The sequence below is a fragment of the Mycobacterium sp. NPDC048908 genome, assembly GCF_043197955.1.
In the GTDB taxonomy this organism is placed as follows: Bacteria; Actinomycetota; Actinomycetes; order Mycobacteriales; family Mycobacteriaceae; genus Mycobacterium.
In genome coordinates this window covers 164,494-179,714 of sequence record NZ_JBICUE010000004.1, presented here as the reverse complement: position 1 = coordinate 179,714, position 15,221 = coordinate 164,494, and the positions used below count along the sequence as shown (strand labels likewise).

Sequence of the window (15,221 nt, the reverse complement as noted above, 5' to 3'; positions counted from 1 at the left end):
CGTGGTACCACAGACTTGAATGAAAATGTAACACGTTCTAGTTTAGGTCTCGTGGCCCTGAACATTGCCGACCTCGCCGAGCACGCCATCGACGCTGTGCCTGACCGTGTCGCCCTGATCTGCGGTGACGAGCAGATCACTTACGCGCAGCTGGAGGAGAAAGCCAACCGGCTGGCGCACTACCTCATCGACCGGGGTGTGCAGAAGGACGACAAGGTCGGCCTCTATTGCCGCAACCGCATCGAGATCGTGATCGCGATGCTCGGCATCGTCAAGGCGGGCGCCATCCTGGTCAATGTCAACTTCCGCTACGTCGAGGGCGAACTCAAGTACCTGTTCGAGAACTCCGACATGGTTGCGGTGGTGCACGAGCGCCGATACGCCGATCGGGTCGCCAACGTGCTGCCCGAGACGCCGAACGTGAAGACCGTCCTGGTGGTTGAGGACGGCTCCGACGACGACTTCGAGCGCTACGGCGGCGTGGAGTTCGACTCCGCGTTGGCTCAGGGTTCGCCCGACCGCGACTTCGGCCAGCGCAGCGCCGACGACATCTATCTGCTGTACACCGGCGGCACCACCGGCTTCCCGAAGGGTGTCATGTGGCGCCACGAGGACATCTACCGAGTACTGTTCGGCGGCACCGACTTCGCCACCGGTGAGTTCGTCAAGGACGAACACGACCTCGCCAAGGCCGCCGCTCAGAACCCGCCGATGATCCGCTACCCGATCCCGCCGATGATCCACGGCGCCACCCAGTCGGCGACATGGATGTCGCTGTTCTCCGGTCAAACCACGGTGCTGGCGCCGGAATTCGACGCCGATGAAGTGTGGCGGACCATCGAGAGGCACAAGGTCAATCTGTTGTTCTTCACCGGCGACGCGATGGCGCGACCGTTGCTCGACGCGTTGACGAAGCTGCACGACGCAGGCCGCGAACCCGACCTGTCGAGCCTGTTCCTGCTCGCCAGCACCGCAGCGCTGTTCTCGACGAGCATCAAGGAGAAATTCCTCGAACTGCTGCCCAACCGCGTCATCACCGACTCGATCGGTTCCTCGGAGACCGGCTTCGGTGGAACCAGCATCGTGGCAAAAGGCCAGTCGCACACCGGTGGTCCCCGTGTCACGATCGACCACCGAACCGTCGTGCTCGACGAGGACGGCAATGAGGTCAAGCCCGGTTCGGGGATCCGAGGCGTCATCGCCAAGAAGGGCAACATCCCGGTCGGGTACTACAAGGACGAGAAGAAAACCGCCGAAACGTTCAAGACGTTCAACGGTATCCGGTACGCGATTCCCGGCGACTATGCCGAAGTCGAGGCGGACGGCACCGTCACGATGCTTGGCCGCGGATCGGTGTCCATCAACAGCGGCGGTGAGAAGATCTATCCCGAAGAGGTCGAGGCCGCGCTCAAGGGACATCCCGATGTGTTCGACGCTCTCGTTGTCGGCGTGCCCGACGAGCGTTACGGCCAGTGCGTGGCCGCCGTCGTGCATCGCCGTCCCGGCACCAACCCGACGCTGGCCGAACTCGACTCGTTCGTCCGTCAGGACATCGCGGGATACAAGGTGCCACGCAAGGTTTGGTGGGTGGAAGAGATCCACCGCACGCCTGCGGGCAAGCCCGATTATCGATGGGCGAAGGACACCACCGAGGAACGTCCGGCCGATGATGCGCACGCCAACCACGTGGGGTCAAGCACCTGATGCGTACCGCGCTGTGTGACCGCTTCGGCATCGACCATCCGATCTTTGTCTTCACGCCCTCGGAGAAGGTGGCCGCCGCAGTCAGCAAGGCCGGCGGCCTGGGGATGCTCGGGTGCGTGCGGTTCAACGACGCCGCCGATCTGGAGAACGTGCTCTGCTGGATGGACGAGAACACCGACGGTAAGCCGTACGGCGTCGACGTCGTCATGCCCGCAAAGGTGCCGCAGGAGGGTTCTGCGGTCGACATCGACAAGCTGATCCCGCAGAGCCATCGCGACTTCGTCGCCAAAACCCTTGCCGATCTCGGTGTTCCGCCACTTCCCGACGACGGCTCGCGCAACGAGGGTGTGCTGGGCTGGCTGCACTCGGTGGCGCGCTCGCACGTCGAAGTGGCGCTCAAGCATCCGATCAAACTGATCGCCAACGCGCTTGGCTCGCCGCCGCGCGACGTCATCGACCAGGCGCACGAGGCGGGCGTTCCGGTGGCCGCATTGGCGGGCAGCGCCAAACACGCACAGCGCCACGTCGACAACGGTGTCGACATCGTTGTCGCACAGGGCCACGAGGCAGGGGGACACACGGGCGAAATCGGGTCGATGGTGCTGTGGCCGGAGATCGTCGATGCACTCGACGGTAGGGCGCCGGTGCTTGCGGCCGGAGGCATCGGCACCGGCAGGCAGGTCGCCGCGGCGTTGGCGCTTGGCGCACAAGGCGTCTGGATGGGCTCGGCGTTTTTGACCTCGGCGGAATACGATCTCGGTCACCGCAAGGCCAGCGGGGTGTCGACGATCCAGGAGGCGCTGTTGGCCGCCACCTCCAGCGACACAGTGCGGCGCCGCATATACACCGGTAAGCCGGCGCGGCTGCTCAAGTCCCGATGGACCGACGCGTGGGATGCCGTTGGCGCGCCTGAGCCGTTGCCGATGCCGTTGCAGAACATCCTCGTCAGCGAGGCGCATCAGCGGATGAACGAGCCGGACAACCCCGAAACCGTGGCGATGCCCGTCGGTCAGATCGTCGGCCGGATGAACGAGATTCGTCCGGTGGCCGACATCATCGCCGAGTTGGTCGCCGGCTTCGACGAGGCCACTCGAAGCCTCGACGAAATCCGCGAGGGTTAGCTCGCGTCCCCCCTTGGGGAGGACTGGAAATGGTGACGTTCGGTTTGGTGCACGGCGCTTGGCACGGGGCGTGGTGCTGGGAGCGGCTGACACCCGAATTGGAAGCGCTTGGCCATCGCGTGATCGCAATGAATCTGCCGTGCGATGACAGCTCGGCAACGTTCGATGATTACGCCGATGTGGTATGCGTCGCGGTGACCGACGTCGGCGAGGATCTCGTTCTCCTCGGGCATTCGTTGGCCGTGCAGACGATTCCGCTCGTAGCGGTGCGCAGGCCGTTGCGTCGGTTGGTGTATCTGGGTGCCATTCCCGGGAATCCCGGCCAGTTCCTTCACCAGCAGTTGACCGACCCGGACATGCTGAACCCTGACTACGTAGCCGGCCTGAGTGCGCCGGACTCGCATGGCCGAACCACATGGGTTGACCACCACCTATTGCGACACCTCGTTTTTGTTGTGGAGTTCGCAGCCAGTCACTCGCCATTCCTGTCTCGGCCGAGGGATTTGGCGAACGTTCTCGACCGGTTGCGATGACCGCAACGCGCCGCGGTCACGCCTTGATCTTGGTGTCCGAGTCGACGATATCGGTTGCTGCCCTGATGATTTCCTTCTCGGCCACCACGCCGTCGGCATTGAGTTGGAGAACGTAGAGGCCGCCCTTGCCGGGGACCACGACGGTCTTCTGCGCAACGACCTTCGTCTCGCCGTCCTGCGTCCAGGTCCCGCTAAGTTGAAACGCCGGGTAGTTGCCCAGGGTGCTCCGCTGCCCGGTATCGGTTGGTGTCCAGCCCGGTAGGTTCTCGAGCTCACCGGGCGCCAGGTCGATGATCTTCTGGGTGTCCACATTGCCGGTCAGCTTGGACATCACCGCGGTGATGCTCGGTGTGTGGTCACCAGTGTTGGGGCCTTTGTAAACCAATGCGCCATAAGCCCAATCGGGGGTATCGGAACCCCCGTCCTGCCAGCCGGGCGGAGGCGTCAGATCGATGGTGGGGGAGCCGGAGTCACCGCGCTTGACGGGGGTCTCTTGAATGCTGTTCTCTGCGATGTAGCTTGCGATCGTCGGGTGCGGGCCCTTGGCGCTCGTCGACGAGCCGGCCGACGGCTTCGGGGACATCGACACGACGGGTTCGGTCTTGGCGGCGGAGCCGCAACCGGACAGCGCGATCGCCATTGCCGCGGCAGTAGCAGTGATTGCTGTGCGCTTCACTCATGAACTCCTGTCAATCTCATGTCGACGGCCGTCGACATCGCACACTCGCTCTGGGGGTATGCGGTAGCGAGGCTAACCGGCTGTCCTGAAAGTCGGCTTGTCCGATTTGTTCATGACAGGCCCGGCCGCCGACCTAGCGTGCTCCCCATGGACAGTCAGCTCACATCGGCAGTGTTTAGGCGTTCGCCAGTGACGTCACCCGGTCGGCGGGAGATCCGATTGGCCGACGGCGCAGCGCTCTCGGGTGTGACGATGCAGACGGTGCTGACCGGTTCGGGGGAACCTGGTCCGGTTCGTGACGGCCAACGTCATCCACTCGTCGCGGTGCACGAGGCACCCGCGGAAGATCGATGGGATTTCGCTGTCGGAGTCTGTACCGCACTGGGCGTGTTCGCGATCAAACGCCGGATGATAGGCAGGGTCACGTGCGCAGCCAGCGTCAATGAAGCTTCCTCTTGCGGCGAGAGTGCGGTCAGCAGTTCATCGAGCCCGTCGCGGCGGTCCAAGCGCCGGTCTTGCATGAGCGCCCGCCCGGCGTCGGTGATGCCAACCAGAGCGGCGCGCCCGTCTTCGGGGTCGTTGAACCGAGTTACCAGCCCCTGCCGCTGGAGTCGATGAACCAATTCGGTCATCGACGGTTGGCTGATGCCGACCGCCGAGGCGAGCGCAGTCAGCCGGACCGGGCCTTCACCGAGTGTGGTCAGTGTCGTGGCCCCGGTCAGGCTTAACGCTCCGCGGCTGCCGAACTGCCGCGTCATCAGAATCGCGGCCTGCTCGAGCGCCTCAAGGATGCAATCGCGTCCCTTCCCTCGCTCCTCCACCCCTCATTCATACCATAGAAGAATCGGTATCCGATATTTATGACCTACGCACTTCTGGGGATAGCGCCGCGGCGGCTGGGATCACCGGGGCCGTCGTGTCTACCTAGCCATCAACGAAGCTGGTGTGTTCGACTGCTGGAGGTGTATCAGATCTTCGGCACGTTTAGTGTTGCCAAGCAAGATTATTCAGGTTGTGGAGTTAAGGGATCCCGCAGCCGGTGCGGCGTCCTCGGCAGCCCGGCGGTGACGTTCGGTGAGCATAACCGCGAGTGACTTGTCTCATAATTCCTTGCACCCTCGGCGATGGACAACTAGCCCTATACATAGGCACCCGATAAAAATACAGATTGGAGTTCCCATGTCGACCGACGCTGATCAGGAGCGGCTCGCGCGCCGCTTATCCGATTTGTATGCCACTGACCAGCAGTTCGCCGACGCTCGGCCAAGCTCGGCGATCATCGCGGCGATCAACCAGCCCGGTGTGCGGCTCCCGCAGATCGTTCAAACCGTGATGGAGGGCTACTCGGATCGGCCCGCGCTGGGGGAACGTGCGGTGCGATTCGAGACCGACCCGGAGACCGGCCGGACCTCAGTCGATCTGCTGCCGCGATTCGTCACCATCAGCTACCGCGAGCTCTGGGCCCGCATCCGCGCGGTATCGAGAGCCCTGAGCCACGGCAACGTCCATACGGTGCGCCCTGGTGATCGCATCTGCCTGATGGGTTTCAACAGCGTCGATTACACCACCGTCGACCTGGCCGCGGTGCTTATGGGCGCGGTGTCTGTGCCGCTGCAAACCGGTGCTCCGACCAGTCAGTTGCGACCGATCGTGGCGGAGGCCGAGCCGACCGTTATCGCATCGAGCGTGGACGATCTTGCCGAAGCCGTCGACCTGGTGCAGAACACTCGGACTGTTAAGCGGTTGGTGGTGTTCGACTACCGACCGGAGGTTGACGATGCCCGGGAGGCCTTGCAGGAGGCCAAAACTCGTCTGGCACAGGCCGGCGCCTCGGTGATCGTCGAAGATCTCTCCGAGGTGCTTGCCCGCGGCATGGCCCTGCCGACCCCGCCGGTGTTCGTCTCCGCTGAACCGGATCCGCTCACGCTGCTGATCTACACCTCAGGGAGCACCGGCGCTCCGAAGGGTGCGATGCAATCGGAGCGCCTGGTCGCCAACCACTGGCAGAAGTTCAGCAGGCCCTGGCGTGGATCAGAGATCGTGCCGTCGATCACGCTCAACTTCATGCCAATGAGCCACCTCATGGGCCGCGCGGTCCTCTACGGGACGCTCGGCGCAGGCGGCACAGCCTACTTCGCAGCCAAGAGCGATCTGTCCACACTGCTGGAAGACCTCGCTCTGGTGCGACCGACCCGGTTGGATTTCGTGCCACGCATCTGGGAAATTCTGTTCCAGGAATTTCAGAGCGAGGTCGACCGGCGGTCGTGCGGCGACGTCGATCGTGCCGCGCTGGAGTCAGAGGTCATCGCCGAGCAGCGTCAGAACCTGTTGGGCGGACGGTTTGTGGCGGCAATGACGGGCTCCGCGCCGACATCGGCCGAGACCAGAGCGTTCGTCGAGTCCATCCTCGATCTGCATCTGGCCGAAGTCTATGGTTCGACAGAAGTCGGGCCGGTCTGCATCGACGGTCAGGTGCAGCGTCCAACGGTGATCGACTACAAGCTGGCCGACGTGCCCGAATTGGGCTACTTCAACACCGATCAGCCATATCCGCGCGGCGAGCTTCTGGTCAAGTCAAAGGACTTGTTTCCCGGCTACTACAAACGCCCGGAGGTCACTGCCGACGTCATCGACGAGAACGGCTATTACCACACCGGCGACATCATGGCCGAGGTCGGCGCCGACCGGTTGGCTTACCTCGACCGACGCAACAACGTGCTCAAGCTTTCGCAAGGCGAGTTCGTCACCGTGTCCAAACTGGAGGCGGTGTTCACGACCAGCCCGCTGGTGCGCCAGATCTATATCTACGGCAACAGCGCACGCTCATACCTGCTGGCCGTTGTCGTTCCCACGGAGGATGCGCTGTCGCGAAGCGCGGGTGACGTGCAGTCGCTCAAGCCACTGATCCAGGACTCGTTGCAGCACGCCGCCAAAGCTGTGGGGCTGCAGGCCTATGAGGTCCCACGAGACTTCCTGGTCGAGACCACGCCGTTTTCGCTGGCGAACGGGTTACTCACCGGCATCCGCAAGCTGGCGCGACCCAAACTCAAAGAGCACTACGGACAACGGCTCGAACAGCTCTACGAGAAGCTAGCCGACAGCCAGACCGCCGAACTACGTGCTCTGCGCCAAGGCAGTGCCGATCGACCGGTGCTGGAAACCCTCAGCCGGGCCGCGGGTGCGCTGGTGAGCGCCCCGGCAACCGATCTGCGACCCGACTCCCACTTCACCGATTTGGGCGGTGATTCCCTGTCGGCCTTGACCTTCGCCAATCTGTTACGCGAGATCTTCGACGTCGATGTGCCGGTGGGGCTGATCGTCAGCCCAGCGACCGACCTACAGGGCATCGCCGACTACATCGAGGCCGAGCGGGCATCGGGTACGACGCGGCCATCGTTCACCGCAGTGCACGGCAGCGATGCCACCGCGGTCTACGCCCGAGATCTCACCCTCGACAAGTTTCTCGACACCAACACACTGGCCGCGGCCCAGACCTTGCCGCGGCCGGGCACCGAGGTGCGCACCGTACTGCTGACCGGCGCGACGGGATTCCTTGGCCGGTACCTCGCCCTGGAGTGGCTGCAACGGCTGGACCTGGTCGGAGGCAAGCTGATCTGTCTCGTGCGCGCGAAGGACAACACCGCCGCCCGCGCACGGCTGGATAACACTTTCGACAGCGGCGATCCCGAATTGCTCGAGAGTTACCGGCATTTGGCGACCGATCGGTTGGAGGTCCTCGCCGGCGACAAGGGCGAACAGAACCTGGGCTTGGATGCGCAGACCTGGCAACGGCTGGCCGACACGGTGGACCTGATCATCGACCCCGCGGCATTGGTCAACCATGTGCTGCCCTACAGCGAGCTATTTCGCCCGAATGTGTTGGGCACCGCGGAGCTCATCCGAATTGCGCTCACCGCCAAACTCAAACCGTTCATCTATGTGTCAACCATCGGCGTGGGGGACCAGGTGGAAGCGTCGGCGTTCGTCGAGGACGCCGATATCCGTGTCATCAGCGCGACACGCAACATCGACGATGGCTACGCCAATGGCTATTCGAATAGCAAGTGGGCCGGCGAAGTTCTACTGCGTGAGGCCTACGACCTGTGCGGTCTCCCGGCGGCGGTCTTTCGCTGTGACATGATCCTGGCCGACACCAGCTATGCCGGCCAGCTCAACCTGCCAGACGTGTTCACCCGGCTGCTGTTAAGTCTGGTGGCCACCGGCATCGCGCCCGGCTCGTTCTACGAACTCGGTCCCGACGGCCAGCGGCAACGCGCCCACTACGACGGGCTGCCCGTCGAGTTCATCGCCGAAGCCATCTCCACCCTTGGCACCCGGATAGGCAACGCGTGCGCGACCTATCACGTGCTCAACCCCCACGACGACGGAATCGGCCTCGACGAATTCGTCGACTGGCTGAACGACGCGAGCTATCCGATCGAGCGCATCGGCGACTATGGCCTCTGGTTGCAACGGTTCGAAACGGCGATTCGCGCGCTGCCCGAACGTCAACGCCACAGCTCGGTGTTGCCGCTGTTGCACAATTTTCAGCGGCCTCAGAAGCCGACTTGCGGAGCGCTGGCACCCACCGGGCGATTCCGGTCCGCAGTGCAGTTGGCGAAAATCGGTCCAGATAAGGATATCCCGCATCACAAGGCCGATCATCGTCAAATACATCACCGACCTGCAATTGCTTGGCCTGCTGTGACGGGGGCTTGAGGATGACCTCGTCCGCGCGTGTCGTCAGCCCTTGTGCGGGCCAGGTCGTTGTAGGTGCTCGGACCTATTCGCGCCGAGGCGAACGGCAAGACAAGATGTTCGTGGTCCTTGGGCCGGACCCGCATACCCGAACGAATTTGACGTCGGGAACTGCATACACGAGCCAGATTCACGTTCGTCCCTAGCGAGCCTGCGAACGAGATCCTCGGCTGGTCTGTCCCACGGTCAGGGAACGTGTTGCCAGCGCAGTTCATCAAGCCGAACGTCTGAGGTGATACCTGTGACGAGATGCATCTTTCAGCAACGGGATCGGATTGGCCCACATTGGGGTTGTCGGTGATATGACGATTCTCGATTTCGATGCGGAACAGTCCGCGTTGATCGACGCGATGTACGCGACGCCCGATGTCGTGGCCCAGCGCCAGTTTGCGCTCGGGCTTTTGGACCTTCAGCCGGGTGAGCGTGTTCTGGATATCGGATCCGGGCCCGGCTACATGATTTCCGAGATGGGTGCGGCGGTCGGCCGCGACGGTGCGGTGCGCGGTGTGGATGCCAGCGTCGCCATGAACACGATCGCCGCACGCCGCTGCGCCGACATACCCTGGGTGCAGGTTGACGAGGGTGATGTGCTCGAGCTTCCTTACGCCGATCGCGCCTTTGATGCCGCGGTCTCGACACAGGTCTACGAATACGTAGCTGATCTACCGCGGGCACTGCAGGAACTGCACCGGGTGTTACGCCCGGGCGGGCGTGCTCTGATCCTCGACACCGACTGGGACTCGCTGGTGTGGCACACCAGTGACCGCGAATTGCATCAACGCATCAAAGCGGCGTGGAATGACCACCTGGTGCATCCGCACCTGCCCAGAGTGCTCGCCAGACTGATGCGGACCGCCGGCTTCACCGTGACCGCGCAGCGGGTGCACGTGTTGTTCAACACCGAGCTGACTGAGAATTCGTTCAGTGCGTTCGACATGCGCGCGGTCGCGCAATACGTGCCCGGCCATCACGGCCTGACCGAGGCGGATGCCGCCGCCTGGGTGGCCGACCTGCAAGCCCGAAGCGACGCGGGCGAGTTCTTCTACAGCCTGAACCGCTACATTGTGGTCGCGACCGCATAGCTACCGTCGGCGCAATGTCGCCGTCCATCCGAACGACGGGTCTGGCTGCAGACAGCGATGAGGCACATGAGGTGCCAACACCGATCGGGAGAGCGACCGCCGCTGCGGCGCGCTGCCAATCCCGCGTCAGCGCGGTATCGGATACACCGGATCGGTGCAATCCGCGCCCTCTGCTTGTAGCTGCCGTTTGATCACCTTGAACGTCTCGGTGCGCGGCAACTCCGTGCCAACACGAACCAACGACGGCCATTGCTTGGGCCCCAGATCGGGCTGCTCGGCGAGGAAAGCCCTGAACTTGTCGGCGTCGAACTCCGTGCCCTCCGTGAGAACCACCGCGGCCATCACCTGATCGCCGATATCCGAGGCGGGCACGCCGTACACCGCCACCTCGACCACATCGGGATGGCGCAGCAGCACCCGCTCGATCGGGGCGGCGCCCAAGTTCTCGCCGTCCACCCTCATCCAATCGCCGAGCCTGCCCGCGAAGTATGCGTAGCCGTTCTCATCGCGGTAGGCGAGGTCGCCGCTGTGATACATGCCGCCACGCATCCGCTCGGCCTCGGCATCGGGATCGTTGTAGTAGCCCTCGAAACGCCCCGCGTCCGAAATGTTCACCAGTTCGCCGGTCACGCCGACAGGGCACGGCTCTCCGGTGTTCACGTCGATGATCTCGGTGCCCGGCGGCAGCGGGCCGAGCGCGCCCGGCGGTGTGTCAGGTGTGCGGCCGATCGCGATACCGCCCTCCGTCGAGCCGAACCCGTCCATCACCACGGTGTCGAATCGCTGGGCGAACCGCTCCACGTCAGCGGGTGCGCCCTCGTTGCCGTACACGGCCCGCAGCGGATTGTCCGCATCGTCAGGACGCTCGGCAGTGGCCAGCACGTAGGACAGTGGCTTGCCGACGTAGTTCGCGTATGTCGCGCCGTAGCGACGCACGTCAGGGATGAACTGCGATGCGGAGAACTTGCGCCGCAACGCAAGTGAGCCCCTGCAGGCGATCGCCACTGACCAGCCGACCAGCACCGCGTTGGAATGGAACAACGGCATCGACACATAACAGACGTCGTCGGGCCCGAGCGAGAAGCGCTGCGTCATCGTTGTGCCCGCGACCGCGACCTTGCCCTGGCTGCACTTAACGGCCTTGGGCTCCCCGCTGGTGCCCGATGTGTAGATGAGCATGAACAAGTCGTCGGGCTGCGCGTTGTACGGCTCTACCGGGCTGTGAACGAAGGCAGCGACCTCGTCAGCCCACTCCCGCGAGTCGACATCGATGTAATCGATGTCCAGGCCGCGGCCGGACGCCGAATCGGCAAGCACCACTTGGCAATCGGCATGCGTTACGTCGCGGGCCAAAGCCGCGCCGCGCCGCACCGGGTTCAAACCCACCGGCACGATACCGGTCAGGGCCGCCGCGACGAGCACCGCGGAGAAGAACGGCGTGTTCTGCAGCAGAACACCGACGTGCGGCGGGCCGTCCTGGTCCAGCCGGGCTCGCAGTGCGGCAGCGATTGTGGTGCCCTGCTTGATGTGGTCACGCCAACTGGTGAACGACTCCTCGAACAGGACGCCCCGGTCGTCGACCTCGGCGAGCGGGGCCAGCAGTCCGGTGACGGTCGGCAGGGCCTCAGTCACCGGATCAAGCTGGGGTATCGGCCAACTCGCGGCCGATGCGCAGCAGTTGGCCGGTGGCGCTGCCGACCGCGAACTCGGTCTGCTTGGCAGCCAGGAAATACCGGTGGACGGGGTGGTCGAGGTCGATGCCGACGCCGCCGTGCACGTGCACAGTGGTGTGCGCGACGCGGTGACCGGCCTCGGCCGCCCAGAACGCCGCGGTACTGACGTCGACATCGGCGGGCAGGTCCTCGGACAACCGCCACGCCGCCTGGGTGACGGTCAGGCGCAGCGCTTTGATCGCGATGTAGTCATCGGCCAGCCGTGACGAGACCGCTTGAAAGCTGCCGATCGGCCGGTCGAACTGTTCACGCTCGCGGGCATAGGACGCAGTCAGTTCCAGCGCCCGGTCGAGCACCCCGAGCTGATAGGCGCTGCGGCCCAGCGCACCGCGAGTCGTCAGCCACCCGACGACCTCCCCGCCGCCGACGACCCGATCGGTCTCCACGCCCTGAAGGTCGAGGTGGCCGACGCTGCCGAGGCCAGTGGTGTCCAGGCTCGTCACTGTGATGCCGGCGTCGTCCTTGGCGACCAGGAAAACCTTTGTACCTGTTTCGGTTTCAGCCGGCACCAGAAAAGCGTCGGCGACGGGTCCGAAGGCGACCTGGGTGCGTGTGCCGGTCAACTTGAAGCCTGAGCCACTCGCTGCCGCCTGCACCGGACCCTCGCCCATCTCGCCGTCGAGCGCGACAGCAATGATTTTGTCGCCACCGACCGCGTGCGTTGCCCACTCGTGCTGCAGGGCGTCGGGACCGAACTTCGCCAGCGCGCCGGCGCCAAGCACCACCGACTCCAGGTACGGCACCGCCGCCAGCTGACGACCAAGCGCTGCGAGCACCGCGACCTGCTCGAGTACGCCGAAACCTCCACCGCCCAACGACTCTGGCGCGGCGGCCGACAGAATGTCGGCCGCGATCAGCTTGCGCCACAGGTCGCGGTCGAAGCGTTGGTCGAGCTTGTCCAGCTCGCGCTGGTGTTCATTGGTGCAGATCGAATCGGTGATGGTACGGGCCAGCCCGCCGAGATCGTCAGCTGCTTCCGTCGTCTTGAAATCCATGGTATTCCTTACCGATTGACCCGGGGCAGTCCAAGTGCCACCATCCCGATGATGTCACGCTGAATTTCGTTCGTACCGCCGCCGAACGTGAGGATCAGGCAGCTGCGATGCATGCGCTCGACGCGCCCGCGAAGCAGTGCGCCGGGGGAGTCGGTGCGCAGCGTGCCCGCCGTGCCAAGCACCTCCATCAGCAGCCGGTACGCCTCGGTGGCGAGTTCGGTGCCGTACACCTTGGCCGCCGACGCGTCCGCGGGTGACGGCGCGGCCGCGTCGGACGACGCGAGTTCCCAGTTGATCAGCTTGAGCACCTCGGCCTTCGCGTGCACCCGGGCCAGGTTCAGTTGCACCCACTCGGAGTCGATGACCCGGTTGCCGTGGACGTCCTTGGTGTTCTGGGCCCACTCGCGAACGCCGTTGAGCGCCAGGAAGATCGGTTGTGCCGACACCAGCGCGACGCGTTCATGGTTGAGCTGATTGGTGACCAGTTTCCAGCCGGCGTTCTCCTCGCCGACGAGGTTGCTGGTCGGCACCCGGACGTCCTGGTAATAAGTGGCGCTGGTGTCGACACCGGCCATGGTGTGCACTGGCGTCCATGAGAAGCCTTCGGCGCTGGTCGGCACGATGAGCATCGAGATGCCGCGGTGCTTCTTGGCCTCTGGGTTGGTGCGCACGGCCAGCCACACGTAGTCGGCGTAGGCGATCAGGCTGGTCCACATCTTCTGGCCGTTGATGACGTAATCGTCGCCGTCGCGCACGGCGGTGGTGCGCAGCGCGGCGAGGTCGGTGCCGGCGCCCGGTTCGGAGTAACCGATCGAGAAGTGCAGTTCGCCCGCGGCGATCTTGGGCAAAAAGAACGTCTTCTGCTCCTCGCTGCCGAAATGCATGATCGTCGGGGCGACGCTGTTGATGGTCAGGAACGGCACCGGAACGTTCGCGATGGCCGCTTCGTCGTTGAAGATCAGGCTGTCCATCGGTGTGCGCTCTTGGCCGCCGTACTCCTTGGGCCAGTTCAGCGTGAGCCAACCGTCCTTACCCATCTGCGCAACCGTTTCGCGATAGACGTTGCCGCGGCCCATTTCGCCTGCGTCGCCCGCGGTCAGCGCCTCGGCACGCTCAGGCGTCATCAGGTTGGCGAAGTAGGACCGCAGTTCGCGGCGCAACTCCTCCTGCTCCGGTGTGTAGCCGATCCGCATCGCCATGTCCTATCACTTCGTGGGTGTTGCTGGGGTATAACGAACCCGTCGTGTGGCCCGCGTTCACCCCCGGTTGTAACACGTTCTAGTCTTGGGGTCCAGGTTGGTGCCACACTGGCGCATAAAGCAGCAGGGGCCCTGTGGCCCCGAAAGGAGACTGTCATGCGAGTGGACGTGGACCGCGACCGCTGTGAGGGCAATGCCGTTTGCGTCGGAATCGCCCCCGACCTGTTCGAACTCGATGACGATGATTACGCCGTCGTGAAGGCCGACCCGGTGCCGGCCGACCAGGAGGACGTGGCGGAGCAGGCGATCGCCGAGTGCCCGCGAGCTGCCCTGACCCGCAGAGACTAGAGGTATTCATAAAGTGAATGTTCCGAACGACGCGACCGATCTCTCCGGACTGGTCGCGGTGGTCACCGGCGCGGCCGCGGGGCTTGGCCGCGCGGAAGCCATCGGACTTGCCCGCGCGGGCGCGACGGTCGTCGTCAACGACATCGCAGGTGCGCTGGACCGCTCCGACGTCATCGACGAGATCACGTCCGCGGGCGCCAAGGCGGTCGCCGTCGCCGGCGACATCAGCGAGCGGTCCACCGCCGATGAGTTGGTGCAGACCGCGGACGGATTGGGCGGCCTCGGCATCGTCGTCAACAACGCGGGCATCACTCGCGACCGGATGCTGTTCAACATGTCCGACGAGGACTGGGACACGGTGATGGCCGTACACCTGCGCGGCCACTTCCTGCTGACCCGCAACGCCGCCACGTATTGGCGCGCCAAGGCCAAAGAGGGCGGAGGCAGCCAAGAGGGTCAGGTGTACGGCCGAATCATCAACACGTCGTCAGAGGCGGGGCTGGCAGGCCCGGTCGGGCAGGCCAATTACGGTGCGGCGAAGGCCGGAATCACCGCGCTGACGCTGTCCGCGGCCCGCGCGCTGGAGCGCTATGGGGTGCGGGCGAACGCGATCGCCCCCCGCGCACGCACGGCGATGACCGCCGACGTCTTCGGTGATGCGCCGGAACTGGGCGAGGGGCAGATCGACCCGCTTTCCCCTGAGCACGTCGTCAACCTGGTGCGATTCCTGGCATCGCCTGCAGCGCGCGACGTCAACGGGCAACTGTTCATCGTCTATGGTCCGACGGTGACCCTTGTTGCGGCGCCGACGGCCGAGCATCGGTTCAGTGCGGAATCCGATGCATGGGACCCGGCGGAACTGTCGACAACGCTCCAGAATTACTTTGCTGGACGCGATATTGCGCGTAATTTCTCGGCAACGGCACTGATGTCCCAGGAAGACTGACGTTCTTTGTTCGTTGTCCCGTGAGCGAACTAGAACGTGTTCCAGAATGATCCTCGTCACAGTGGCTGTGACCTGCGCAAAGGTCACAAATAGGACTAGATTTACCGTTCTTTGACACTGCGA

Annotated in this window: 11 protein-coding genes and 1 pseudogene; 7 read left to right on the top strand and 5 right to left on the bottom strand. The window is 64.2% G+C overall.

The features are described 5' to 3' along the window. Positions 1-51 precede the first annotated feature (51 nt). Genes ACGFK1_RS12885 through ACGFK1_RS12875 form a run of 3 tightly spaced genes read left to right on the top strand, consistent with a single transcriptional unit; the run spans position 52 to position 3,358 of the window. Positions 52-1,704: an acyl-CoA synthetase gene (locus ACGFK1_RS12885; protein ID WP_393429014.1), complete on the top strand. Its 1,653-nt coding sequence runs from the start codon at positions 52-54 to the stop codon at positions 1,702-1,704. Then, on the top strand, positions 1,704-2,825 hold the full coding sequence (locus ACGFK1_RS12880) for an NAD(P)H-dependent flavin oxidoreductase (protein WP_393429011.1): 1,122 nt from the start codon (positions 1,704-1,706) through the stop codon (positions 2,823-2,825). Before ACGFK1_RS12885 ends, ACGFK1_RS12880 begins: the two co-directional genes overlap by 1 nt. Positions 2,826-2,854: 29 nt before the next feature. Next, on the top strand, positions 2,855-3,358 hold the full coding sequence (locus ACGFK1_RS12875) for an alpha/beta fold hydrolase (protein WP_393429008.1): 504 nt from the start codon (positions 2,855-2,857) through the stop codon (positions 3,356-3,358). 16 nt (positions 3,359-3,374) lie between these two features. On the opposite strand, the gene ACGFK1_RS12870 is transcribed toward ACGFK1_RS12875, so the two are convergent. Together ACGFK1_RS12870 and ACGFK1_RS12865 are read right to left on the bottom strand one after the other, a co-directional pair. Beyond that, positions 3,375-4,034 carry an LpqN/LpqT family lipoprotein gene (locus tag ACGFK1_RS12870; RefSeq protein ID WP_393429005.1) on the bottom strand — a complete coding sequence of 220 codons (660 nt, stop codon included), beginning with the start codon at positions 4,032-4,034 and terminating at the stop codon, positions 3,375-3,377. 311 nt (positions 4,035-4,345) lie between these two features. Beyond that, positions 4,346-4,858, bottom strand: a complete 513-nt coding sequence (locus ACGFK1_RS12865) for a MarR family winged helix-turn-helix transcriptional regulator (protein WP_393429002.1) — start codon at positions 4,856-4,858, stop codon at positions 4,346-4,348. A gap of 358 nt (positions 4,859-5,216) precedes the next feature. On the opposite strand from ACGFK1_RS12865, the pseudogene car reads away from it, so the two are divergent. Together car and ACGFK1_RS12855 are read left to right on the top strand one after the other, a co-directional pair. Then, positions 5,217-8,745, top strand: a pseudogene (car, locus tag ACGFK1_RS12860) (carboxylic acid reductase). Positions 8,746-9,097: 352 nt separating this feature from the next. Beyond that, positions 9,098-9,877: a methyltransferase domain-containing protein gene (locus ACGFK1_RS12855; protein WP_393428999.1), complete on the top strand. Its 780-nt coding sequence runs from the start codon at positions 9,098-9,100 to the stop codon at positions 9,875-9,877. Positions 9,878-10,003: 126 nt separating this feature from the next. On the opposite strand, the gene fadD17 is transcribed toward ACGFK1_RS12855, so the two are convergent. The 3 genes from fadD17 to ACGFK1_RS12840 are packed head-to-tail and all read right to left on the bottom strand — an operon-like array spanning position 10,004 to position 13,798. Beyond that, the gene (gene fadD17 / locus ACGFK1_RS12850) at positions 10,004-11,509 is read right to left on the bottom strand and encodes a long-chain-fatty-acid--CoA ligase FadD17 (RefSeq protein WP_393428996.1); all 1,506 of its coding nucleotides are present in this window, start codon (positions 11,507-11,509) and stop codon (positions 10,004-10,006) included. A 4-nt stretch (positions 11,510-11,513) separates the two neighbouring features. Further along, positions 11,514-12,605 (bottom strand): acyl-CoA dehydrogenase family protein, encoded by a 1,092-nt coding sequence (locus ACGFK1_RS12845; protein ID WP_393428993.1) that lies wholly within the window; start codon positions 12,603-12,605, stop codon positions 11,514-11,516. An 8-nt stretch (positions 12,606-12,613) separates the two neighbouring features. Then, positions 12,614-13,798, bottom strand: a complete 1,185-nt coding sequence (locus ACGFK1_RS12840; RefSeq protein ID WP_393430077.1) for an acyl-CoA dehydrogenase family protein — start codon at positions 13,796-13,798, stop codon at positions 12,614-12,616. Between the two features lie 162 nt (positions 13,799-13,960). On the opposite strand from ACGFK1_RS12840, the gene ACGFK1_RS12835 reads away from it, so the two are divergent. Together ACGFK1_RS12835 and ACGFK1_RS12830 are read left to right on the top strand one after the other, a co-directional pair. Then, a complete protein-coding gene (locus ACGFK1_RS12835; RefSeq protein WP_393428990.1) occupies positions 13,961-14,152 on the top strand; it encodes a ferredoxin in 192 nt (63 codons plus the stop codon). Positions 14,153-14,165: 13 nt separating this feature from the next. Then, complete coding sequence (locus ACGFK1_RS12830) at positions 14,166-15,098, top strand: 3-oxoacyl-ACP reductase (protein ID WP_393428987.1); 933 nt, start codon at positions 14,166-14,168, stop codon at positions 15,096-15,098. The last annotated feature ends 123 nt before the right edge of the window (positions 15,099-15,221 follow it).

Bases quoted from the DNA above. Each gene is read 5' to 3' on its own strand.
- ACGFK1_RS12840 (WP_393430077.1), bottom strand. From the start codon at position 13,798: ATGCGGATCGGCTACACACCGGAGCAGGAGGAGTTGCGCCGCGAACTG.
- ACGFK1_RS12835 (WP_393428990.1), top strand. From the start codon at position 13,961: ATGCGAGTGGACGTGGACCGCGACCGCTGTGAGGGCAATGCCGTTTGC.
- ACGFK1_RS12845 (WP_393428993.1), bottom strand. From the start codon at position 12,605: ATGGATTTCAAGACGACGGAAGCAGCTGACGATCTCGGCGGGCTGGCC.
- ACGFK1_RS12880 (WP_393429011.1), top strand. From the start codon at position 1,704: ATGCGTACCGCGCTGTGTGACCGCTTCGGCATCGACCATCCGATCTTT.
- ACGFK1_RS12855 (WP_393428999.1), top strand. From the start codon at position 9,098: ATGACGATTCTCGATTTCGATGCGGAACAGTCCGCGTTGATCGACGCG.
- ACGFK1_RS12875 (WP_393429008.1), top strand. From the start codon at position 2,855: ATGGTGACGTTCGGTTTGGTGCACGGCGCTTGGCACGGGGCGTGGTGC.